Below are 23,824 nucleotides of genomic sequence, written 5' to 3' on the forward strand. Positions count from 1 at the left end.
ACTGTTATCGATTTAACCGGCGCTTTGATTTGAAGGCGATGGTATCAAGGCTGGGTTACATGGCTGCGCGAACCTGCCCCATGCCAGCAAGGCTTCTCAAGCTGGCTGAGCCACAGTGGTAATCAGGAATATTTATCAGCATTATTTACTGCTTCTACAGATTTACATAACTCACCCATTTGCTCATCACACAACACAATCTCATCAAAGACCTGATGCTCTTTATGATAATCAGAATAAGCACCTTGCCAGTCTAAAAAATGAGCATTCATAAGTTCCTTTACACATTTATACTGAGCTAACAAACGCTCTTTAGCTCTACCAACCTTTAGAAGAAAGGCATCCTCCAAAGAAGTACCGCCTACAGCACCTTCCATTTTTTCAAAAATCCGCTCTATTTTATACATAGCCATTGATCCAGATAAATCATGATGACGCTCATTATAATGAAGCAAGTTCTCCATGCTTGCCTTCGCTATAGAAGACTCACGCCGATCAACAAAGTATCCGATGACACTCTTCAAATGAGCCCTTATCTCTGTATTATTGAAACGCCTTTCTGGCAACAGTGCTTTATCACCGATAACATCTGACAATCCACCCTTTACAGGTACAGATTTAACATCGTAACTTTTATCGGACAACGATGTCTTTTCCAATCGCTTACCTCTTGAAGATATAGCGACCCTAACAAAATGAACTAATGCATCTTTATACCATTGTTCTCTTCCTGCTTGCCATGAAGCATCCATAACACCCCTCCAAAAATCAAAATATTAGAAAGCAGCTTATATCTGCAACTAGAAAAACTGACAGTAAGCATATGCTTTAGTTCACATTTGATAACTTAACGGTTAGATACAGCAGCCGTGAATTAATGAAAGTCACGCTGAACGCAATAAGACAGGTGATACCAGAACGACTCTCCTGCCTTGTTGCGTTTTGCTCAGTTGAATTACATCAGAAAATCACTGTATTCCGTATCCATCAATCCCAGTCGATCATTGTCCAGCCAGCTGTTAACGCTGCCGACTTCTTCAACATCTTCCGCATCAGTCACAGTCGCCACATGGAATACCGCGTCACCTTCATACGCTGCCGGCATATGACTCTTACCGATAATGACACCTTCAAGCTGGGAGGCCACCGCCACATCGGTATTGTCAGCCGGGTTATAGACATAACCCAGCGTTTGCCCCTTGCGGACAAAATCACCCAACCCTCTGACAGAGCGGAACAGACCACTGCATGGCGCCCGCATCCAGCGAGAACGGTAGGCCCGGATGGTTTCGCGTTCAGCACTGCGCTTTGCTGCCTGCTTTGGCAGCATCTCCAGACGGCGCATAACATTCAGAACGCCCTGCAGACCGATACGGATCGCTGCCTCATCAAGACGCAGCGCTTCGCCGGCCTCGTAAAGCAATACCGGCACATTGTGCTCTGACACCGCCGCACGCAGGGAACCATCCTGAATAGCCGTATTAATCATGACCGGTGCACGGAATGCCGTTGCCAGTTCGCTCGTGTACTCATCTTCCAGTCGAGCCCGAATCTGCGGCAGGTTAGTACGGTGCGCACTACCGGTATGCAGATCGATACCCACATCAGACACCGCTACCACATAACGCAGGAAGGCATCGGCCAGACGTGCGCCAAGTGAACCGGTTTCGGAACCGGGGAAACAGCGGTTGAGGTCACGGCGGTCAGGCAGGTAACGGGAACGGTTCATAAACCCATAAGGGTTGACCAGGGGCACGACCAGCAGGGTGCCACGCAGCTTTTTCAGCTGATAGTAATTGAGCAGACGGCGGATAATTTCAACACCATTGACCTCGTCTCCATGCACCGCCGCACTGACAAACAGCACGGGGCCTTCACGACGTCCATGGAACACATGGACGTTCATCATGGCTTCAGTCTGACCCGGCAGGGCCATGGTGGGCAAAGCAATCTGCCGGTGCTCACCGGCAGCTACCTCAACCTCCCCCAAAGTAAAAGGCTTGCGCTTCACGACAGATCTTTCCTGACAAATAATAACCACCGAGACTGACCAGTTTCAGCGGGATTGTCATCAGTTTTTTTCTATCGTGAAGAACAGAAAATCAACTACAGGGCGCCATTGAAAGAACACCTGCAGAGCCTTTTAACTGTCCCAGTAAGCTTCTTCCAGAGAATCCTCACGCTCGGGCAATCCCCGGGTTAATCTGGGCGAGTTCTGGATCAACACCTGGTAACTCACCCGGTTCGCGTATTTGCACACCTGGGCAAACGAGGAGTACGTCAGAAAGGGTTTCACATGCTTACTGGATGTCGGCAGCACGGTACAGTGGTAATGGTTGGCCGTCATATCATGAACAACGGCGGCCAGCGCACCATCGCCAGCACCATTGGTGTTATGGATTTTGTCGGGCCCGCCCATATAAGGATCAATCTGGGCAAACACCTTCACCGGCTCCGAGCAATCCCGTCGACGCAGCGGACGGCTGAACTCAAACGCATTGAAGTCCGCTACTGCACCGGAGCGAATCGGGTTCGCCGTCTTTCTCAGCATGGACTGATCACCGTATCCACTCAGATAAAGCCCTTCCGGCCCGGCGGTCAACAACACCAGATCCGCCATATCCAACACGCTTTCTGATGCCAGCAGTGGATCTGCATGCCCTGTGAGCGCCTCGGCCTCTTCCTCATTCATGGCAACGAGGGTCACATAATCCCTGATGAAGCAGGTAAACGTCTCGCGCTTGGCTTCGACCAGCGGGCGGGTACCCAGTGTCAGCACCACTGGCACATCATGCTTAACGGCCAGCTCTGCCGCCTTGAGGGTTGCCCCATAGATCGGCAGCGATTCATCCGCGAGGGTGTAAGCACAAAGCAATAGCGCCGAGGCATCCGCGATGACCGCTTCGGAGATATAGTCTTCACCCAACGCATTCATCTGTCCGGGACTGATACCGAAGGTGCGCTCACCATCCGAGGTAATCAGCGCAAAACAGCGCCCAATGGCGCCCGGCACAGGCTGAAGATGGGTGAGATCCACCTTGCTGCTGGTATTACAAAGATAACGATAGGCAGAGGTACCAATGACAATATTTTCACTCATCACACCCAGCAGGATGGAGCTGTCATCGGCAATAACGGAATAATTGTGCAGCGTATTGCCAATGGTGCCGCCGGCAAATTCATCCTCAATGGCATCATTCAGCTGGAGGCGCTGGTACAAGAGGTTGGCCTTTTCACTGTCCATAAGCTGCGATGCGCCTTTCTGCAGCTCGAACTCTGCCAGCAGCTCATCATCAACACGGGCGGTGATATCCACCAGGTTCTGGTCGATACCCGTCACATAGGTATTCACATGGGAGAAAGCAACACTTTCCCGATCAAAGCGGTTACCTGCATTGACGGGGAAATAGTGCTTGATCTTACGCTGTCCAGGAAATTTCATGGTCACCTGCCGGGCGTGCTGGAGGTATAAAAAAGCGCCGGATTTTATACCCCTCGCGACAGGTAAACCATTAGTAAATATTCAGAAAATTCTCAAACACCCTGGCAATGTTCACCTGTGTTCTTACTTGTTCTATTGATAAATGATTGCTCTTTTCATTCGCTCGGACTTCTTCAACACACGCCTTTTGTCTTTGACTTGATAATATTCGACGACGCGCTCAACCCAGTTTTCCTGTTCGTCGAAACGGTAGTCTTTATAAACGACAATCTCTGCTTTGGGGTACAACCCGAAGCTTTCCCGCTCTTCCAGCACCAGCTCGCCCTGCTCCCCATAGGTATAACGATGTGCCTGGAGCAAACCTCCCTCGGCATATTTCGCCTTGTTTTTCATTCGACCCTGCTGATCATAACTGAATTCGACAGCCTGACTGGACTCTTTCAGCTGGATATTCGCAATCAGGTCAACGCCTTGGGGAAACGTCATATATCTCAATGCACGACCCTCACCATCAAGCTCCGCGACACGCAGGAAATCGCCACCACAACGACGAAGCAACTGCTTATCCTCGAAATAAGCCACATCAAAACAGGGGCTCAGTTTTCTGGCCTGACTACCCGGTAGCATTCGATAATCGCCCGTCGCCAGATAAGTGGCTTTATTATCTTCCACGGCGGGCGGATCAAGCTTGATGATATTACCCAGGGTGTCGTACCGGAATGTCTGGCGCAGTTTCAGCTCACCATTCTCCCGCACAATATGCTTGACGGGGTTTCCCCACTTCATCTCCAGCGTTTCATGGCGGTCCGTGACAAGTCCCTTCACCCGTTCAGAAATACGCAGACCATCACTGGAATAGGTTTCAACCACAACGTCCAGCAAGCTAACATCCCGATCCTCACCGGCCTGCTCCTGAACCCCTTCCGTGATGACCTGAGTGACAGCCCCCTGCAAACCGGCATCATCGCGGGTTTTGATCACTTCGACAGGATAACGGTTCAGTGAACGACCAATGCCCTCTGACCAGGTGGAACACCCAGGCACTAGCCCCACGACAGCAGCAAGCAGGATTGCGGACTGAAACACACGCATGACCAACAGTCTCCGGTTGTATAATTATTATTCCCGACAAGTGCAGTATACCCCGTCCTATCACCGTCGTCCCTGACCCTGATGCCCACCCAACAGATACAAAAATGCCGGGCATTATCCCGGCATTTCTGACACAGCAAGTTGAAACAATCAGTCCATTTCATCCATCCAGGCCATCTGGATCGCCTCAAGGACTTTCTCACCACAGCGATCAGGTGAGTCTTCGAAGCCATCCAGTGCCAGCACCCAGTTACGAAGATCGACAAAATTCACATAACGGGGATCTGTATCCGGATATTTCTCGCTCAACTCAATCGCGATATCCACCACATCCGTCCACATCATGGCTTGCTGCTCCCTTTCGATGGCTCAGTGTCGTTCTGACACCTGATTGATGGTGTAACGGGGTATTTCTACCACCAGGTCCTCTTCCTGTACAACCGCCTGACAACTCAGCCGGGATTCATGCTCCAATCCCCAGGCCTTATCCAGCAAGTCATCCTCCAGCTCATCAGAAGGCTCCAGCGAATCAAACCCTTCCCGAACGATCACGTGACAGGTGGTACAGGCGCAGGATTTCTCACAGGCATGCTCGATGTCGATGCCATGCTCCAGCGCCGCATCCAGGATCGTCGTGCTACCTGGCTCAACTTCAACGACCTTGCCCTCTGGACAGATCTCTTCATTCGGCAGGAAAACAATCTGGGTTTTCTTGCTCATTGACTACTACCCCTTGAATTCATCCACAGAGTGCCCGGAAAGCGCCGCCTTGATCCCGGCATTCATACGACGGGCGGCAAACTCATCCGACGCCCTGGCCATTTTCTCAATCGCCTGTTTAATAGCTTGAGCATCTGACCCCTGACGCACCTCCGCCAGGGATTGCATGATAGCCTCAAGCTCTGCACGCTCTTCCTGATTCAACAGACGTTCACCGTCTACGGCCAGTGCCGCGGCGACGGCCTCCAGAATCCGGTCAGCTTCCACCTGCTGCTCCAGCAAGACCCGAGCATCTTTGTCCTGTGAGGCATGATCAAAGGAATCCCGAATCATCCGGGTGATCTCATCATCCGACAGGCCATAGGAGGGCTTGACCTGGACGGCCGCCTCAACACCGGAGGACTGCTCCCGGGCGCTGACACTCAACAAGCCATCAGCATCCACCTGGAAGGTCACCAGAATCCGGGCCTGACCTGCCGGCATGGCCGGAAAACCATTCAGAATAAAGCGAGCCAGCGAGCGGTTATCAGCAATTAACTCTCTTTCGCCCTGCAATACATGGATAGACATGGCAGTCTGACCATCCTTGTAGGTTGTGAACTCCTGCGCCCTGGCTGCGGGAATCGTGGTATTGCGATGCACCACTTTTTCCATCAACCCCCCCATGGTTTCCAGTCCGAGGGACAGCGGAATCACATCCAGCAGCAACATATCATCAGCGGACTTGTTGCCCACCAGCACATCAGCCTGAAGCGCAGCACCGATGGCCACAACCTGATCCGGGTCAATAGACGTCAGAGGCTCCTTACCTGCCAGTTCCGCCACCCGCTCACGTACACGGGGAACACGGGTTGAACCGCCGACCATGACCACTTCGTTAATATCCGATACTTTCAACTTCGCATCACGCAAAGCGCGTTTGACCGTACGCAGCGTACGATCAACCAACGGATCAACCAGCGCATTAAACGTTTCGCGGCTCAGTTCACCCGTCCAACCTTCAAAGCTGACGGAAACCACAGTCTGTTCAGTCAGCGCCTCTTTAGCGTCACAGGCAATCATCAATATCTGGCGGAGGCGCTCCGGTGTTAATAAGGACACGTCGATCCCGGCCTGGGATAACAACCATCCGGCTACTTCATGATCAAGATCATCACCACCCAATGCGGTATCACCACCGGTGGCCAATACCTCGAAGACACCTTTATTCAGGCGCAGAACAGAGATATCAAACGTTCCGCCACCCAGGTCATAAACTGCGATGACACCTTCGCCCCCCTGATCCAGCCCATAAGCGACAGCTGCCGCCGTCGGCTCGTTGAGCAACCTCAGTACATTGAGACCCGCCAGCCGTGCGGCGTCTTTGGTCGCCTGGCGCTGGGCATCATCAAAATAGGCAGGCACGGTAATCACGGCGCCACTCAGCGTTCCGCCCAGGGACGCTTCACCGCGAAGGCGCAACACGTTAAGAATGTCTGCAGATACCTGGACCGGACTCCTATCACCCGCTGCGGTTCGCAGATACGGCATCCCTTCGCCACTGTCGACAAAGTCAAAGGGCATGACATTACCCAATGTCTTCACATCCGCAATGCCACGCCCCATCAGTCGCTTGACAGAAACAATGGTATTTCGTGCGTCAGTGGTTGCCTTTGCCCTGGCATCACGACCGACGGTCACTTCATCACCGTAATGCACAACAGAAGGAAGGATGACATGACCATCATGATCAGGAAGGGTCTCCGCCACACCACTACGGACGGAAGCAATCAGCGAGTTGGTGGTACCCAGGTCGATCCCCACCGCCAGCTTCTGCTGGTGAGGCGCCGGGCTCTGGCCGGGCTCGGAAATCTGCAGTAATGCCATTTGCCGCCTTTTTAGTACATCGTCCTGTAGCGATCAATCGCTACAGGAATGAAAAATATGCAGGGATAATATCCGTATGATGCAGAGAGTCCAGCCGAAAGCCGTGATCTTTTCCACTCGGACTGACCCTGAAGATCAAACCCGACAAGACCTGTCAGTAGTCCAGCAGCTCCTCTTCAAGCTGTTCAGCTTCAGCAATGAACTTCACCAGGAAATGCATTTTGTGGGTGATATTGGCCGCCTGTCGAAGGCTGTCTTCAGCCCGCGCTGCCCAGCAACCAACAAAATTGGTTTCCAGCCCTGCCAGCATCTGCCGCGCCTCATCCAGTAGCTGAGCAAGGGCCGCTTCAGGGTCGGCACTGTCACGCACCGCCATCAACTCATCACGAAGCTCCATCTGCTGCATCAGGAATGCTGAATCAGCGACCGTATGGCGATCCGAGTTGACTTCAACACCTTCCAGCTCAAGCAGGTAAATAGCCCGAGACAGCGCTGACCGCAATGTATCGTAGGCCTGATTCACAAAGGCTGCATACTGCACCGCCAGACGCTGCCCCTGCTCTCCCTGCACAGCAAAGCGGTCAGGATGCACAGCCTTCTGCAATTCACGATAACGGGTATCCAGTGCTTGGTGGTCAACGTCGTACGCCACGGGCATCTGGAACAACTCGAAATAGTTCTGCTGAAGATTGAGCCCAGCCTGACGGTCAGACATTAAAACTCTCTCCGCAGCCACACTCGCTGGCGACATTGGGGTTATTGAACTGGAAGCCCTCATTCAACCCTTCGCGAACAAAATCCAGCTCTGTACCATCCAGATAGCCTAAACTCTTCGGGTCAATGAACAACTGTTCACCATGACTCTCAAACATCAGATCCTCTTCCAGGATCTCGTCAACAAACTCCAGCACATAGGCCATGCCGGAGCAGCCGCTGGTCTTGACCCCGAGACGGATACCAATGCCGCGTCCACGGCCATTCAATTGTCGACGCACATGCTTGGCCGCCGCTTCTGTCATGGTTACAGCCATGAATCACCCTGTATACAACTCAGTTCATCAAACCCGGATCAAGCGCACACTCACGTAGAGGTGAGCCGCTTTCCGATCCGTTCACCAGAAGCCTGCTCAGGCTCCCTGCTGCTTGCTCCGATAGTCGTCAATCGCAGCCTTGATTGCATCCTCTGCCAGTACGGAGCAGTGGATTTTTACTGGCGGCAGCGCCAGCTCTTCGGCAATCGTGGTGTTCTTGATGGTTTCTGCCTCTTCCAGCGTTTTGCCTTTCATCCACTCTGTCGCCAGAGAGCTGGAAGCAATGGCAGAACCACAACCATAGGTCTTGAACTTGGCGTCTTCGATCACACCGCTATCGTTGACACGGATCTGCAGTCGCATGACGTCACCGCATGCCGGCGCACCGACCATGCCGGTACCCACATGAGAGTCCCCCGCATCCATTTTGCCGACGTTACGGGGATTCTCGTAGTGATCGATTACTTTTTCGCTGTAAGCCATCGTCTTTTCTCCCGCCGACCGGTTAGGCCGGCTCTGTCAAGGTGGTCAGTGAGCTACCCATTCGACCGAATTCAGGTCGACGCCATCCTGGTACATGTCCCACAGGGGAGACAGTTCGCGCAGTTTGATCACCGCCTGACGCACCTTGTCTGCGGCATAGTCCACATCTTCTTCCGTGGTAAAGCGGCCGAAGCTGAAACGTAAAGAGCTATGTGCCAGCTCGTCACTGAGGCCTAGCGCCCGCAGCACATAAGAAGGCTCCAGGCTGGCAGAGGTACAGGCAGAACCGGAGGATACGGCAATATCCTTCAGCGCCATGATCAGAGATTCACCTTCCACGAAAGCAAAGCTGACATTCAGGTTACCCGGCACACGCTGCTCCAGGCTGCCATTGACATGCACCTCTTCCATGTCGGACATGTGATCCATGAAGCGGTTCCGCAACGCCAGCAGACGCGCATTCTCAGCAGCCATCTCTTCACCGGCGATACGGAAGGATTCCCCCATGCCGACCAACTGATGGGTGGGCAGGGTACCGGAACGCATGCCACGCTCGTGACCACCACCGTGGATCTGGGCTTCAATACGGACACGGGGCTTACGACGGACATAGAGGGCGCCAACCCCCTTGGGTCCATAGATCTTGTGGGCACAGAAAGACATGAGATCAACTTTCATGTCTTCCAGGTCAATCGGCAGCTTGCCGGCGCTCTGGGCGGCATCCACATGGAACAGCACCTTGCGCTCACGGGTGATTTCACCGATCGCCTTGATGTCGGTGATAGTGCCGATCTCATTGTTGACGTGCATCAGGGTCACCAGGATGGTGTCTTCCCGGATCGCATCAGCGACGGATTGCGGCTGGATCAGACCATCGCTGCCAGGCGACAGATAGGTGACGTCGAACCCTTCGCGCTCAAGCTGACGACAGGCATCCAGCACCGCTTTGTGTTCGATTTTTGAGGTGATGATGTGTCGCCCTTTTTTCTGGTAAAAACGGGCAACACCCTTGATGGCCAGGTTATCGGATTCCGTCGCACCGGATGTCCAGACAATCTCACGAGGATCCGCTTTGACCAGTTCAGCGACCTGCTTCCTGGCGTTTTCCACTGCCTCTTCTGCTTTCCAGCCGAACAGATGGGAGCGGGAGGCCGGGTTACCGAAGTTACCTTCGGTCGTCAGACACTGCATCATCTTTTCGGCCACGCGCGGATCGACCGGAGTGGTTGCGGAGTAATCAAGGTAAATAGGCAGTTTCATACAGAATTATCTCCCGCGCGCTTATCTGCTTCTTGTGCGCTTGGCTATTCGCTCGCTAGAGCGACGTTATCTCAATAGGTCAGATCGGTCTCAGAACGATTCAGCGTTGATGCGCTGCTCTTGCTCTTCAGGGGTCAACAACCGATCGGCTCCCTGCTCGCCGTCCTGCCTGCAGGCTATTTTCTGCACTTCCTTGCGCCGAACCAAATCCGCAAGACTGATTCCGCTTAAAAATTCATGGATCTGCTTGCTGAGGTCACACCAGAGATGGTGGGTCAGGCAGACATCGCCATGCTGGCAATCCCCGTCACCCTGACACCGAGTAGCATCCACGGACTCATTGACCGCATCAATGACTTCAGCAACGAAGATTTCCTCGCTGTTTCGACTCAGGCAATAACCGCCACCGGGGCCACGCACGCTGCTCACCAACGCATTACGGCGCAGGCGCGCAAACAGTTGCTCAAGATAGGAAAGAGAGATTCCCTGGCGCTCAGAAATATCCGCCAGAGCGACTGGCTTCTCGCCAGCATGCAGTGCCAGGTCCAGCATCGCGGTGACCGCATAACGGCCTTTAGTCGTCAGACGCATCGTAAATCACTCCCCCGGCAGTCAATCAGTAAATCCGAGGGTAAGTATCAAATACCCGACCATATTAGTCAAGTATTAAACCTAACCGAACCGCCAGCATACCTGACGATTTCAGAATTAAACGGTCGATTCCCCTTGTCATTGGCAACTAAACGCGCTCCGGTGGAGGCCAACACTGTGCAACAGACAGGTTTTAAGCGCTGCGGATTATAACAGAGAAAAAGCAAATTACAGCAGGCTATAGAAGCAGTTTCCCTGCAAAATAGCGCATAAGCGCCCTATTTCGCAGGGAGATGACAACAGCAACGATCAGGCATCCTCAGCAGCTGGCGCCTTGCGCTGCTTGACGGAGACGGACTCAAAATCCTCATCCTTGAGCTTGGGCAACCCGGCTTCACCGCAGTCAACCCCCTTCTCACGCAGGGCCTGGCACATGGTCTCAATCCGGAATTCGACCGCATGGAGATGATCCAGCATGGCCGTGATCGCCTGGGCTGTCGGGTCAGGCATGTCACTGGTGACGGCATAGGCATCAAAGCCCATTTTTTCTGCCATGGCCTGGCGCCGCGCCTCATCCACCTGACGCTTCCGGATAATACGCCCCGGAATCCCCACTACCGTAGCACCTTCCGGCACTGCCTTGGTCACCACGGCATTAGAGCCCACCTTGGCATTGTCGCCTACCGTGAACGGCCCCAGCACCTTGGCACCGGCACCGACAATCACGCCGTTACCCAGCGTTGGGTGGCGCTTTCCTTTATTGAGGGTCGTCCCACCCAGGGTGACCCCCTGATAAAGGGTCACATCATCCCCAATCTCAGCCGTCTCACCGATCACGACACCCATGCCATGATCAATAAAGAAGCGGCGACCGATGGTGGCCCCGGGGTGAATCTCAATACCGGTCAACCAGCGACTGAACGTGGAAATACATCGAGCCAACCATTTGAACCCACCCAGCCAGACCTTATGGGCCAGCCGGTGCAACAACAGGGCATGCAGGCCCGGATAGTTGGTCAGGACTTCAAACGTATTGCGTGCCGCCGGATCCCGGGCAAAGACACTGCTGACATCCTCACGTATTCGCTCAAACATAGGCTTCAGACCGATTGTGTTTCCTTTCTTCCGCCGGCGGACTGCTTACCGAGCGCAGCCTGCATCTCCGACAGAATCCCCCTGAGAATATTCAGTTCAACCCGATCAGGACGAACGCGACCGTATAAACGACGCAATTTAGCCATGATCTTGTCGGGGTTACTGTGCTTGAAAAAGTCGATATCTGCCAGCACTTCCTGCAGATGGCCGTAAAAATGCTCCATCGACTCAGAACTGGCCAGATCATGGGTGCGACACTCCGGCACCAGCGACGCCTGCTGCTGTTTCAAATCCGCCTTGCGCAACTCATAACATAAGACCTGAACGGCAGACGCCAGATTCAACGAACTGAACTCGGGATTTGAAGGAATATGGGTTTGCTGATGACAAAGCTTCAACTCATCATTGGTCAACCCCCGGTCTTCCCGGCCGAACACCAGCGCCACAGAACAATCCCCCACTTCAGCGACGGCCGCTTCTGCACACTCCCCAGGCTCCATCAACGGTAAAGAGATACCGCGAACCCGGGCACTGGCGCCGATGATCAAACCACAGTCTGCCACGGCTTCCTCCAGCGTGGCACACACCATGGCATTATCGAGGATATCCGTCGCCCCTGATGACAGGGTCACCGCTTCTGGCGCAGGAAAGGCCTTGGGTTCGACCAGCACCAGCTGTGAAAGCCCCATGGTCTTCATCGCCCGCGCTGCTGACCCGATATTGCCGGGATGCGACGTATTCACCAGAACGATACGCACATTATCCAGAGACATAAACCAACCACCTGAAAGCGTTTCGGCGACCGACAAAGCTGAACAGCCACCGGAAAAGAGAATAACAAAGAAATGCATCGGACCGGCCAGCCCCAATAAAGCCACTGCCGCATCCAGCGGCGCAGTCTACCAGATCCGCCCATATATTGGCGTCATTTCCCCCTTCGGGAAGAAATCTGTCTATTGCGATTATCCGGTAGTGACCGGAGCGCAACTCAGGAGTAGAATTCCCGGTTTTGCTGATCTTCACGACTGAAAGCGGCAGTATCCGTTCTCGCATACTCATCATAACGTGAAGGCATTCGGTTCTTTAACACTGCACAGGCACAGCGACCCTCATGCAACCGATGGTTAACATCGCCCTGCGTGCTGCACGCAAGGCTGGCGACATTATCGCCCAGGCATACCAGCAGCTGGACGTCATCAAAGTACAGGCCAAGAGCGCCAACGACTATGTGACCGACGTCGACAAAGCGGCAGAACGCGCCATTATCTCGATACTCAAGAAGTCCTATCCCGACCACGGGTTCCTGGGTGAAGAGAGCGGCCACCAGCCCGGCACCGGCGAAGGTGAAAGCTACCTCTGGATCATCGACCCTCTAGATGGCACCACCAACTTTATCCACGGCATGCCGCAATTTGCGGTCTCTATCGCCTGCCAGTACAAAGGCAGAATCGAACACGCCGTTATTCTTGACCCGATTCGCCAGGAAGAATTCACTGCCAGCCGCGGCCGTGGCGCCACCCTGAACGGCAAACGTATTCGCGTCGCTGACCGCACCAACCTGAAAGGTGCCCTGATTGGCACCGGCTTCCCCTTCCGTGAAAACCAGATGGCCAACCTGGACAGCTACCTTGGCATGTTCCGCAGCCTGGTGGGTGATACTGCCGGCATCCGTCGCGCAGGCGCCGCCTCCCTGGATCTGGCCTACGTGGCTGCCGGTCGCTTCGACGGTTTCTGGGAATTCGGCCTGCACGAATGGGACATGGCAGCAGGCTGCCTGCTGATCACCGAAGCCGGCGGCTTTGTGGGCGACTTCCGTGGCGGCGACAAGCACTTGGAGAAAGGCCAAATTGTCTGCGGCAACCCCAAATGCTTCCGTGAAATCCTGACGCGCATTCAGCCGTTTGTCAGCGAAAGTCTCAGGTAATCGCTTTTCGGGGAATCCACGGATTTCCCGACTCTCCCGCATCAAACAACGCCATACTGCTCAACAACTGCGTCCACAAACGTACGCAGAAGTGGCGTCACCCCCCAATTCTGCGGATAAACCAGCGAGATGGGCACAGCCGCCTGACGGTATTCCTCCAGTACAGGCAACAACTCACCAGTGCCCAACTCCTCCTCAATAAACAGGTCGGGGAGATAGCCAATGCCCATACCATCCAGTGCCGCCTGCTTGACCATCTCCCCACTGTTGACCTCGTAACGACCATCAATTGCCACGCTCAACTCGCGACCGCTGGCCGGATCCACCATATGCCAGCGTTTGGACGGCCCGACCACAGAATCATAAAGACAGTTATGCGCCTTGAGATCATCAGGGGTTTTTGGCGTACCGTGACGCGCCAGGTACAACGGGCTGGCAAAACAGGTCACCAGCGTGTGGGATACGGTCCGGTATTTGAAGTTGGAATCCTTCAGCCTGCCAATCTTAAGCGCCAGATCCATCCCTTCCTCTACCATATTCACATGTCGATTCGTCAAAAATACCGAAATATCGACACCGGGATACTTCCCCATGAATTCAGCGGCCAAGGGGGATAACCATTTTTGACCCAGATAGAGCGGCGCTGTGATCCGAAGAATGCCACTCACTGTGCTCTGCTGCTGTTTGACGGCCAGCTCCAGCCGATCAACCCTCTGCAGAATCTCATCCATTTGATCCAGGTAAGTCCGACCAGCCGGCGTCAGACTGATACTGCGTGTTGTCCGGTAAATCAGCTGCGTATCCAGCCAACGTTCCAGCTCTGCGACATAGCGACTCACCGCAGACGTCGCCAAGCTCAACTGAGCCGATGCGCGGGTAAAACTCCCCTGCCTGGCAACCTCCCGAAACACCGTCATTGCGCGCAACTTATCCATATTATTCCAATTATTCGAAAAATGATTTCACTTAACGATTATTTATCAAACTTTATGAAAAACCTATAGTCCAACCCTACAGGCAGCGCAATACACCCTTTAAGAACACAGGAGAACACTATGAAAATTCTTATCATTGGCGCCAGCGGCACTATCGGAAAGGCCGTGACCGAGAAACTGAATGCAAGTCATGAGGTGATTACCGCCAACCATAACAGCGGCGACTACCAGGTCGATTTAGGCAACAAAGCCTCCATTACAGCACTGTTCGAGAAAATTGGTCCTGTTGATGCCGTGGTGTCCACAACAGGTATGGCCCAGTTCGGCACCCTTGAGCAGTTGAGCGATGCAGACTATCAACTGGGTCTGGATAACAAGCTGATGGGACAGGTAAACCTGGTACGCATCGGCAAGGCGTACCTGAGCGAAGGCGGCTCCGTGACCCTGACCAGCGGCTTCCTCGCCCAGAACCCTATACCGGGCAGCATTTCCCTCAGCATGGTGAATGGCGCACTGGAAGGCTTCGTTCGGGCTGCTGCCCTGGAGCTGGGAGAATCATTGCGCGTGAACACTGTCAGCCCGGTTTTTGTGACAGAAACCGCACAGGCCATGGGCATGGGTACCGAAGGCACACTCTCGGCAGAGCAAACGGCCAACGCCTACCAGGCCAGCATCGAAGGCAATATGACCGGACAAATCCTTGATGTCCGCGACTACGTTTAACCGCCCTCCCATAAAAAAGCCCCCGCTGTTAAACGGGGGCTTTTTTATGCACCAGAAATACCACCCTGCTTAAGGCATATCATCCAGCTCATCATCCTTCTTCACCGGAATAATCAGATCTTCACGACTGATTTTCATGTAAAGCAGGACGTTACAGGCAATGTATATGGACGACGACGTACCAATAACAATACCGATCAACAACGCCACGGAGAAGTTGTGGATCATGTCGCCACCCAGGAAGAACAGGGACAACAGCACCATGATCGTGGTACCCGAGGTCGCCAGTGTCCGGCCCAGGGTCTGCGTCAGGGAGACGTTGATGATTTCAATCGCCGTACCCTTACGCATCTTGCGGAAGTTTTCCCGCACCCGGTCATACACAATGATGGTGTCGTTCAGTGAGTAACCGATAACCGCCAGCAATGCCGCCATAACCGTCAGGTCAAACTGCAACTGGAAGAACGAGAACACACCCAGCACAACAATCGCATCGTGCGCCAGTGAAGTCACCGCTCCCACGGAGAACTTGAACTGGAACCGGAAAGCGATATAGGCCATGACCAGACCCAGCGCCATCAGCATGCCAAGCCCGCCCTGCTCACGCAGACGATCACCAACCTGAGGCCCTACGAACTCAACCCGCTTCACCTGAACCTTACCGTCGTACTGCGCCGCAAGGTTCTCAGACACACTATTACCCAGTGTCGCCATATCACCGGGAATACGGATCAGCACATCAGACTCCGAGCCGAACTCCTGGGCAATGGCGTCACCGTGGCCCATCTGCTCCAGCTGGTCACGGATTTCACTGATATCCGCCGGCTTGTCGTAGGACAGTTCTACCAGTGTGCCACCGGTAAAGTCCAATCCCCAGTTAATGCCGTTAACCGCCAGACTCACCACGGATCCCAGCACCAGGATAACGGACAGCACAGTGGCCAGTGTCCGCACCTTCATAAAATGAATAACTTTCAAGTCCGGCCTTCCAGCAGCATCGGACGTGCTTTTTTCACCTGCCATGGATAAGCCCTCAAATAGCCAGTTTCTTGAGATCGCGACGGCCGCCATACACCAGGTTCGTCAGCGCACGGGTCACGACAATGGCCGTGAACAGGGACGTGATGATACCCAGCGACAGGGTGACCGCGAAGCCCTTGATCGGCCCGGTACCCACGGCATAGAGGATAACACCCACCAGCAACGTCGTGATGTTACCGTCAAAAATAGACACAAACGCCCGGTCATACCCATCATGGATTGCTTTCTGTACAGAAAGCCCATTGCGCAATTCTTCACGAATCCGGGAGAAAATCAGCACGTTGGCGTCAACCGCCATACCGAGACTCAGGACAATACCGGCAATGCCCGGCATGGTCAGCGTCGCCCCCAGCAGGGACATTGCAGCCACCATCAACACCAGGTTCAGGGACAGGGCAACGTTGGCAAACAGACCGAAGACCCGGTACACCACGACCATGAACACCAGCAGCAGCACAAATCCAACAATGGTGGAATTAATACCCATCTGGATATTTTCCCTACCCAGGCTCGGGCCGACCGTACGCTCTTCAACAAAGTGCATGGGTGCAGCCAGTGAACCCGCTCTCAACAGCAGTGCCAGTTCGGACGCTTCAGCCGCAGAATCCAGACCGGTAATCCGGAAGCTGTTACCCAGCGCACTCTGGATGGTCGCCAGGCTGATGATGCTCTTCTCTTCGCGGAAAGACTGCACCTTCACCCGCTCTTCCTCGCCGTCGACCATCTTGGTCTCGTAGCGGGTCACGGGCTTCTGCTCGATAAACAATACCGCCATGCTGCGGCCAACATTGTTACGGGTCGCGCGGTTGATCAGCTGACCGCCGCGGTTATCCAAATCAATATTGACCTGCGGACCACCACTTTGCGCATCAAACGTGGAACGGGCATTGGAGACCTGGTCACCGGTCAGGATGACATCACGCTCAATCCGGGCGGTACGGCGCTCATCATTTCGGAAAGAGAAATTCTCACTGACCGCGACAGACGCGTCATAAGGTGCTGCCAGACGGAATTCCAGGTTGGCAGTCTTGCCGAGGATACGCTTGGCCTCAGCGGTATCCTGAACACCAGGTAATTCGACAACAATGTTATTACGGCCCTGGCGCTGCACCAGCGGCTCGGAAACACCCAGCTCATTCACCCGGTTACGGACTGTCACCAGATTCTGGCGAACCGCGTAGTCGGCAATTTCCTTAATACGCTGCTCAGTCAGCTGATAACGGACGGTGAAAAGATCACCGCGCGTACTGGCATCCACCATCAGATCAGGGAACTCCTTACTGATAGTCTTAACCGCCTTGTCGCGCACCGCTTCTGCACGGAAACCCAGCTCACGCACACCGGTTTCGCCGCCGCCCGGCAAACTGCGGTAACGCAGCTTTTCCTTGCGCAGCAGGGTACGAATTTCGGTGTTGTAGACTTCCATCCGTGTCTGTACTGCCTTGTCAGTATCCACCTCCAGCAGGAAGTGCACACCACCGGACAGATCCAGACCCAGCTTCATTGGATGCGCGCCAATGGATATCAGCCACTCCGGTGTGGTTGAGGCCAGGTTCAGCGCCACCACATAGTCGTCGCCCAGATTGTCCTTGATCAGCGACCGGGCCAACAGCTGCTGGTCCGCATTTTTGAGGCGGATCAACACAGAGCCTTTATTCACTTCCTCAGCCTTGACCGCAATATCGGCCTGCTCAAGGATTTTGGTGGCTCTATTCAGTGTGGGCTGACCGATGGTCTGGGAAGAACTGGTACCAGAGATCTGCACTGCCGGATCATCCGGGTACAGGTTCGGCAATGCGTAAATGATACCGACCGCCACCACAACCAGGATGACGAGGTATTTCCATAAAGGGTAACGATTGAGCATGGCTCTATTGTTTCCTGCTACTGACAAGGCCTGGATACATGCGCTGTGCGCGGGTCACCACCTGCCGGCACGGCCAGGGCCGACCGGGAGAAACCTTCCGTACAGACAAAAAAGACCTGGCCGCTCAGCGGCCAGGTCTGTCCATTCCTGTTATTTAATCGCCTTGATGGTACCCTTCGGCAGGGCGGCCACGACGGAAGACTTCTGGAAGTTCAGTTCCATGTTGTTCGCCACCTGCAGGGTGACGTAGTCATCAGTCACACCGGAGACACGGCCCAGGATACCGCCGGAAGTCACCACTTCATCCCCTTTGGACAACCCACCGACCAGGTTCTTGTGCTCTTTGGCGCGCTTGCTCTGGGGGCGCCAGATCAGCAGCCAGAAGATCAGGAAAAACACACCCAGCATCACGAACTGGAACATACCGCCCAGGGCCTGGGGTGCCCCAGCCGACCCATCTGCAAACGCCTGACTGATAAAAGGAATCATTTCCCCGATTACTCCTGCTTACAACACATTAAAATTAACATTCATGGTTCCGATGCCACCGTCGGCCAGCATCCGGATAACAGACGGCGTCCGGTATCAGAGTTCCGGTACCGGCATGCCCCGTTTAGCGTAGAACCCGCTCACAAAGTGCTCCAATTTACCTTGTTCAATGGCTCCCCGCAATCCAGCCATCACCCGCTGGTAGTAGCGCAGGTTGTGAATGGTATTGAGCATGGCGCCGAGCATTTCGTTGCACTTGTCCAGGTGATGGAGATACGCGCGGCTGAAGTTGCGGCAGGTATAGCAGTCACACCCAGCCTCAAGCGGCTCTTCAGAACGCTTGTGAATGGCGTTACGAATTTTCAGCACACCTTCGTCAGTGAACAGATGACCGTTACGGGCATTGCGGGTCGGCATGACGCAGTCGAACATATCCACACCGCGGCGTACCGCTTCCACGATATCTTCCGGCTTGCCCACGCCCATCAGGTAACGGGGATACTCTTCCGGAATCCGGTGCGGGGTATGGCTGAGAATACGGTGCATGTCGTCCTTGCTTTCGCCGACACTCAGGCCGCCGATGGCATAACCGTCAAAACCCACTTCCAGCAGACCGTCGAGAGAACGCTGTCGCAGGTCTTCAAACATACCGCCCTGAATAATACCGAACAGGGCTGACGGACTGTCCGCATGGGCTTCACGGCTACGGGCCGCCCAGCGCAGGGAGAGCTCCATGGAATCCGCCGCCTGGCTCTTGTCGGCATCACCCGGTGTGCACTCGTCAAAAATCATAACGACGTCGGAACCCAACTCCCGCTGCACCTGCATGGAGATTTCCGGGCTCATGAACACCTTGGCGCCATCCACCGGCGAGCGGAAGGATACCCCTTCCTCGGTGATCTTGCGCAGCTCACCCAGACTAAACACCTGGAAACCGCCGGAATCGGTCAGGATCGGTTTGTCCCAACCATTGAAATCGTGCAGATCACCATGCTGACGGATGATCTCGGTACCCGGACGCAGCATCAGGTGGAAGGTATTGCCCAGAATGATCTCGGCGCCAATCTCATGGATATCCCGGGGCAGCATACCCTTGACAGTGCCATAGGTGCCCACTGGCATGAAGCAGGGGGTTTCCACGGTACCACGGGGAAACGTCAGCCGGCCACGACGGGCAAGACCGTCCTGTCCCAGTTTCTCGAACGACATGAAACATTCTTTACGCATTGACTCTCTGCAGACTCCGTAAACGCATCTAACGCTGTGCTGTACTGCCCTGATCTATGAAATGGCAGGGAATCTAATCCCTGCGGGTCAGCAGCATCGAATCGCCATAACTGAAGAAACGGTAGCGCTCAGCTACAGCTTCCCGGTAGGCGTGCATAATCTCGTCATAACCGGCAAAAGCCGACACCAGCATCAGCAGGGTCGATTCCGGTAGATGAAAATTGGTTACCAGCATATCCACGGTCTGGAACGGGTAACCGGGGTAAATGAAAATATCTGTTTCGCCAGCATAGGGTTTCAGCTCACCATCGCGGCTGGCGGTCTCCAGACTGCGCACGGAGGTAGTGCCTATAGCGACTACCCGACCGCCCCGTTCACGGGTGCGGCGAACCGCCTCACAGACCTCTCCAGAGACTTCCAGGTATTCTGAATGCATGTGATGGTCTTCAATGGAATCCACCCGTACCGGCTGATAGGTGCCGGCACCCACATGCAAGGTCACAAAGACTTTCTCAACGCCCTTTTCCGCCAGACGCTCAAACAGCGCCTCATCAAAATGCAGGCCAGCCGTAGGGGCTGCAACCGCACCTTCCTTACAACCGTAAACCGTCTGATAGCGACTCCGGTCGCTCAATTCATCATCACGGGTAATATAAGGCGGCAATGGCATATGGCCGAGGCGATCCAGCACATTCAGAACCGGCTCATCCGTGAGGAATTTCAGCAGGAACAATGCATCCTGACGCTCCACCATTTCCGCTTCCACATCCTGCTCGAGGATCACCCGGGAACCCGGCTTGGGGGATTTGCTCGCCCGGATCTGTGCAAGCACATGGTGCTCATCCAGCACCCGCTCGACCATAACCTCGATTTTGCCGCCGGTGGCTTTCTGGCCAAACAGACGGGCCGGGATCACCCGGGTATCATTCAGCACCAGCAAGTCACCCTCGTTGAGGTGATCCACGATATCGCTGAAGTGCTTATGTTCCAGGGAGTCGTTCCCATTGACCACCAGCAGGCGGCTGCCGGTACGTTCGGGCATGGGGTAACGGGCGATCAGATCATCTGGCAGATCAAAGTGAAAGTCGCTGACGCGCATCCAGCGTAAAACCTCACTGAATAAAAAAGGCGGCAAGCATAACCAAAGTCAGGCCGAAAGTCAGGCCGTATTATCCTCCGCTGGCGCACCATCCAGCGAAACCGTCTTAAATAAAAACGTATAGGGAGAGGACTAGCGCTCACCCACATCAACACAACGGATTGCAATCAATACGCACAAATAAAGGATCCATGGTGTGAAATATACACTCACTTTCGTACTCGTCATCCTGCTGGCAGCAATCACCCAGACATCAGCAGAAACCCGGGCAGTGGAGAGTGAACGGTCAGCCCACCCCACGCCACAGAACAGCAATGACCCGGAAGCCAGAGCCCAGCCACTGCAAAACAAAATCCTTGAGACACTATTTACGGCACAGTTTTACCGTTTTGCCATCAGAAAGCGCCAAACCGGCCACAACACCAACACGAAAGAAGGCATCACCCTGGCCAAGGTGAACCAGCAATATATTTACCTGGAGCGCCCAACCACCAATCAACCACTACCCGATTTACAACGCCTGTTCAAAAAGAGTTTCCAGATTAAAACACTGGATGATGCACGTATCCTGGAAACAGCATTGAACATCCTTTATCCCATCCAAAACCGATATGCTTATGACAACCTCAAGGGCAAAGCAATCCGACAGAAAGGGAATCAATGGTTCTTTATTCGGAACACGTTTTTCAGAGATCTGAAAGGCTTCATTTTTAATACGGATGATGACGGCAACATTCTTGCCATTTCTTTTTCGGCAAATATCCCCGACGACAAGTAACCCCGCACACCAAAAGGGAAGGACATTCTCAGTCCCTCCCTTGCTGTTTACAGCCCCGCGTTCTTCAACCGGTTGGCATGCTGCCGGTATACCGTAACCGGATCCGTATCCAGCAGGCTGTGAATCCCCAGCACCTGGTTCACCTCATCCAGGTGATTCATCTTGTAGTCATCCCGAATCACCATGCCCATGTGGGAACTGCAGCGCCCCACCAGCCCGTCATTCGGCTCATCAAAGGCCAGGGCCACCAGCGTCAGGGCGTAATCCGTGACATCCAACGGATTCGTAAACGGTTCTGTTCCACTCCAGGAGTAATAACGAATACCGTTGACCGCATAATCCCCCTCACCGCAATCCGCCGGAATCGCTTCCGGATATTGCTGGTTAAACGCTGCACTGCCCGCCGGGCTGAGGGCTTGCAGAGAGGCCATGGCATCCTGCCCGTTATCGGTCGGATTGCTGGACAAGCCATTGATCAGCGTCCCTAGGCCGTTAAGCACACCGGTCACTACGGTTTCCGCCACCGGGCTCTCGCTGACACCCAGTACAACATCGGCCACCGGGCTGCCCTTATGGGGTGAGCCGACACTGGTCACCGACTTCACCAAATCCGGCCGAAGGCTGGCCGCCACCCGGCTGGTTGGCCCACCGTGGGAGTGGCCGATCAGGTTAAAACCGTCGGCACCGGTAATCGCCTTGAGGTTTTCCAGCTGTGCAATCAGCTCCAGCCCACGGGCTTCGGAACTGTCCAGCGCGGTTACCTGGGCCACATAGACCTCGGCCCCACTCCGGGTCAGCTCGCCGGTGATCCGGTACCAGTAATCCACCCCCAGCACCGCATCAAAACCCAGCATGCCGTGGACCAAAACGATGGGGTATTGCGTTTCGGTATAGGTATCCTTCTTTTTCCAGAACCAGAACGCCTGTGATGGCTGACTGACCGCCACCAATATCGCCAGCGCCAGCCCGGCGATGCCTGTTTTCATTACCTGTGTTGTCATTGCTCTGCTCAATCCCGATTATCGTTGATTCTTGTTGTTATTGAGGTCACTCCCGACTGCCCAGAGTTCCGATGATTCACCCGGCTAACGCTGGATGCTTACTGCTACTGCAATCGCTCCATGGCCTGTACAAGCCGCAGTTCATGGTCAGAAAAATGCTCGCGCTGCAATGTGGCCAACGCGGCTTCATCAACACCGGACGCCACCAGCATAGTCCGCTCCTCCTGGTAGGCCTGCAACCGTTGCTGCCATGCCTGCCTTTCTTGATCCAGCGCGGCCAGTCGCTCAGCCGCCGCATCCCCCCAGACGGAAGCCCGCTGACTATATAAAGCCGCAGGGTCTACCGCTTCCGATGCAGCCACATGCTGCGCAGACAGCACCGCCAACGGCTGATGAGCCGCGACTGAAGCGCTGGCCACATCGGCATAGGTCTCTGCCAGTACGGACAAAGCCGCCTGCCGTTCACCCTCTGAGAGGCCGGGATCATTTCGAAGACTGATGCGTTCCAATGCGTACTGATCGTATCGCTCCTGCGCACCCCAGAAAGCGTCCGCCACGTCGCCAGGGAAATGGCGCCGGCGCAGGTCGTACAGTTTCTGCCAGCGCTGACGGTAGTCGGTGATATCCATCTGATGCCCCAGGGGCGGCAACGCTTCAAGCGCTTCCGCCATTAAGGCTTCCCGGTAATCAATATACTGGTGCAGCAATGCTCTCAGGCGAGTAGCCACACCAGGGGCGTAACCGGCTGTCAGTTCAGACTCAATCCTGTCGACCAGCTGTACCAGTGAGATTTCACCCAACGTTGAAAGGTAGTAGTCAAAGCGATCGCGAATACCACGGGTGATGACCAGATTACCGTCGGCATCCAGTTGGATAGCACCATCTGGCACCGTCCCCCGCAGCGAGTGAGGCAGGCGATTATCAAGAGCAACAGGTGACACCGACGATTCCATATTCAAGGCAGCGACCGCGTGGTGCTGAGCCAGTGCCGGATCGGCCGTATCGCCCAATTCACCGCCGGGCACTACTGACGATGGCGCTTCAACCAACCAAAAGGAGACCAGAAACAAACAGGCCAGCAACAGGCCTAACCCGCCAGCGAGATAAGGAGAGAGTACGGTAGAAAACCGGAAGAAACGCTTCATGCTGCCACATTATAG

The 23,824-nt window shown here is 54.5% G+C and carries 25 protein-coding genes and 1 pseudogene; 4 read left to right on the forward strand and 22 right to left on the reverse strand.

The annotated features are described in order from the left end of the window. Positions 1-122 (forward strand): annotated as a pseudogene (locus tag KHS78_RS14695) (IS1595 family transposase); the annotation flags it as partial. Here KHS78_RS14695 and KHS78_RS14700 read toward each other — a convergent pair. The 14 genes from KHS78_RS14700 to trmJ form a co-directional block, all read right to left on the reverse strand. Then, positions 123-752 (reverse strand): hypothetical protein, encoded by a 630-nt coding sequence (locus KHS78_RS14700; protein WP_211829227.1) that lies wholly within the window; start codon positions 750-752, stop codon positions 123-125. It abuts the pseudogene before it with no gap. A gap of 203 nt (positions 753-955) precedes the next feature. Then, positions 956-2,011, reverse strand: coding sequence for a succinylglutamate desuccinylase/aspartoacylase family protein (locus tag KHS78_RS14705; protein WP_211829228.1), 1,056 nt, complete (start codon positions 2,009-2,011; stop codon positions 956-958). 132 nt (positions 2,012-2,143) lie between these two features. Continuing rightward, entirely contained in the window at positions 2,144-3,442 is a 1,299-nt protein-coding gene (locus KHS78_RS14710) for an inosine/guanosine kinase (protein ID WP_211829229.1), read from the reverse strand. Between the two features lie 132 nt (positions 3,443-3,574). Continuing rightward, positions 3,575-4,534: a hypothetical protein gene (locus KHS78_RS14715; RefSeq protein ID WP_211829230.1), complete on the reverse strand. Its 960-nt coding sequence runs from the start codon at positions 4,532-4,534 to the stop codon at positions 3,575-3,577. A 150-nt stretch (positions 4,535-4,684) separates the two neighbouring features. After that, the gene (gene iscX, locus KHS78_RS14720; protein ID WP_211829231.1) at positions 4,685-4,879 is read right to left on the reverse strand and encodes a Fe-S cluster assembly protein IscX; all 195 of its coding nucleotides are present in this window, start codon (positions 4,877-4,879) and stop codon (positions 4,685-4,687) included. A 24-nt stretch (positions 4,880-4,903) separates the two neighbouring features. Next, positions 4,904-5,254, reverse strand: coding sequence for an ISC system 2Fe-2S type ferredoxin (gene fdx, locus KHS78_RS14725; RefSeq protein ID WP_211829232.1), 351 nt, complete (start codon positions 5,252-5,254; stop codon positions 4,904-4,906). A gap of 6 nt (positions 5,255-5,260) precedes the next feature. Continuing rightward, entirely contained in the window at positions 5,261-7,120 is a 1,860-nt protein-coding gene (hscA, locus tag KHS78_RS14730) for a Fe-S protein assembly chaperone HscA (RefSeq protein ID WP_211829233.1), read from the reverse strand. A 154-nt stretch (positions 7,121-7,274) separates the two neighbouring features. Further along, positions 7,275-7,835: a Fe-S protein assembly co-chaperone HscB gene (hscB, locus tag KHS78_RS14735; RefSeq protein ID WP_211829234.1), complete on the reverse strand. Its 561-nt coding sequence runs from the start codon at positions 7,833-7,835 to the stop codon at positions 7,275-7,277. Next, positions 7,828-8,151: an iron-sulfur cluster assembly protein IscA gene (gene iscA, locus KHS78_RS14740; protein ID WP_211829235.1), complete on the reverse strand. Its 324-nt coding sequence runs from the start codon at positions 8,149-8,151 to the stop codon at positions 7,828-7,830. The genes hscB and iscA overlap by 8 nt, the downstream gene beginning before the upstream one ends. Before the next feature lie 96 nt (positions 8,152-8,247). Continuing rightward, entirely contained in the window at positions 8,248-8,634 is a 387-nt protein-coding gene (gene iscU, locus KHS78_RS14745) for a Fe-S cluster assembly scaffold IscU (RefSeq protein ID WP_211829236.1), read from the reverse strand. A gap of 45 nt (positions 8,635-8,679) precedes the next feature. Beyond that, a complete protein-coding gene (locus KHS78_RS14750) occupies positions 8,680-9,894 on the reverse strand; it encodes an IscS subfamily cysteine desulfurase (RefSeq protein ID WP_211829237.1) in 1,215 nt (404 codons plus the stop codon). A 90-nt stretch (positions 9,895-9,984) separates the two neighbouring features. After that, on the reverse strand, positions 9,985-10,485 hold the full coding sequence (gene iscR, locus KHS78_RS14755; protein ID WP_211829238.1) for a Fe-S cluster assembly transcriptional regulator IscR: 501 nt from the start codon (positions 10,483-10,485) through the stop codon (positions 9,985-9,987). Positions 10,486-10,794: 309 nt separating this feature from the next. Continuing rightward, positions 10,795-11,580, reverse strand: a complete 786-nt coding sequence (gene cysE / locus KHS78_RS14760) for a serine O-acetyltransferase (protein WP_211829239.1) — start codon at positions 11,578-11,580, stop codon at positions 10,795-10,797. Between the two features lie 5 nt (positions 11,581-11,585). After that, positions 11,586-12,458 (reverse strand): tRNA (cytosine(32)/uridine(32)-2'-O)-methyltransferase TrmJ, encoded by an 873-nt coding sequence (trmJ, locus tag KHS78_RS14765; protein WP_343216920.1) that lies wholly within the window; start codon positions 12,456-12,458, stop codon positions 11,586-11,588. Positions 12,459-12,691: 233 nt separating this feature from the next. Between trmJ and KHS78_RS14770 the strand changes: the two genes are divergently transcribed. Continuing rightward, entirely contained in the window at positions 12,692-13,504 is an 813-nt protein-coding gene (locus KHS78_RS14770; RefSeq protein WP_211829240.1) for an inositol monophosphatase family protein, read from the forward strand. Positions 13,505-13,545: 41 nt separating this feature from the next. On the opposite strand, the gene KHS78_RS14775 is transcribed toward KHS78_RS14770, so the two are convergent. Further along, on the reverse strand, positions 13,546-14,439 hold the full coding sequence (locus KHS78_RS14775) for a LysR family transcriptional regulator (RefSeq protein WP_211829241.1): 894 nt from the start codon (positions 14,437-14,439) through the stop codon (positions 13,546-13,548). Positions 14,440-14,559: 120 nt separating this feature from the next. Between KHS78_RS14775 and KHS78_RS14780 the strand changes: the two genes are divergently transcribed. Next, the gene (locus tag KHS78_RS14780; RefSeq protein ID WP_211829242.1) at positions 14,560-15,162 is read left to right on the forward strand and encodes a short chain dehydrogenase; all 603 of its coding nucleotides are present in this window, start codon (positions 14,560-14,562) and stop codon (positions 15,160-15,162) included. Positions 15,163-15,231: 69 nt separating this feature from the next. Here the strand turns inward: KHS78_RS14780 and secF are convergent, their stop codons facing one another. From secF to queA, 5 genes are all read right to left on the reverse strand, one after another. Continuing rightward, entirely contained in the window at positions 15,232-16,185 is a 954-nt protein-coding gene (secF, locus tag KHS78_RS14785; protein WP_211829243.1) for a protein translocase subunit SecF, read from the reverse strand. 10 nt (positions 16,186-16,195) lie between these two features. Beyond that, positions 16,196-18,070 (reverse strand): protein translocase subunit SecD, encoded by a 1,875-nt coding sequence (gene secD, locus KHS78_RS14790; protein WP_211829244.1) that lies wholly within the window; start codon positions 18,068-18,070, stop codon positions 16,196-16,198. A 150-nt stretch (positions 18,071-18,220) separates the two neighbouring features. Continuing rightward, positions 18,221-18,559: a preprotein translocase subunit YajC gene (yajC, locus tag KHS78_RS14795; protein WP_211829245.1), complete on the reverse strand. Its 339-nt coding sequence runs from the start codon at positions 18,557-18,559 to the stop codon at positions 18,221-18,223. A 96-nt stretch (positions 18,560-18,655) separates the two neighbouring features. After that, on the reverse strand, positions 18,656-19,768 hold the full coding sequence (tgt, locus tag KHS78_RS14800) for a tRNA guanosine(34) transglycosylase Tgt (protein WP_425513971.1): 1,113 nt from the start codon (positions 19,766-19,768) through the stop codon (positions 18,656-18,658). Positions 19,769-19,859: 91 nt separating this feature from the next. Further along, complete coding sequence (gene queA, locus KHS78_RS14805; RefSeq protein ID WP_211829247.1) at positions 19,860-20,885, reverse strand: tRNA preQ1(34) S-adenosylmethionine ribosyltransferase-isomerase QueA; 1,026 nt, start codon at positions 20,883-20,885, stop codon at positions 19,860-19,862. 196 nt (positions 20,886-21,081) lie between these two features. Between queA and KHS78_RS14810 the strand changes: the two genes are divergently transcribed. After that, positions 21,082-21,663 carry a hypothetical protein gene (locus KHS78_RS14810; RefSeq protein WP_211829248.1) on the forward strand — a complete coding sequence of 194 codons (582 nt, stop codon included), beginning with the start codon at positions 21,082-21,084 and terminating at the stop codon, positions 21,661-21,663. A 47-nt stretch (positions 21,664-21,710) separates the two neighbouring features. Here the strand turns inward: KHS78_RS14810 and KHS78_RS14815 are convergent, their stop codons facing one another. Together KHS78_RS14815 and KHS78_RS14820 are read right to left on the reverse strand one after the other, a co-directional pair. Then, a complete protein-coding gene (locus KHS78_RS14815) occupies positions 21,711-22,664 on the reverse strand; it encodes a lipase family alpha/beta hydrolase (RefSeq protein ID WP_246506513.1) in 954 nt (317 codons plus the stop codon). 104 nt (positions 22,665-22,768) lie between these two features. Beyond that, positions 22,769-23,809 carry a lipase secretion chaperone gene (locus KHS78_RS14820; RefSeq protein ID WP_211829249.1) on the reverse strand — a complete coding sequence of 347 codons (1,041 nt, stop codon included), beginning with the start codon at positions 23,807-23,809 and terminating at the stop codon, positions 22,769-22,771. Positions 23,810-23,824: the final 15 nt, after the last annotated feature.

It is taken from the genome of Kistimonas asteriae (assembly GCF_018263925.1).
Taxonomy (GTDB): domain Bacteria; phylum Pseudomonadota; class Gammaproteobacteria; order Pseudomonadales; family Endozoicomonadaceae; genus Kistimonas; species Kistimonas asteriae.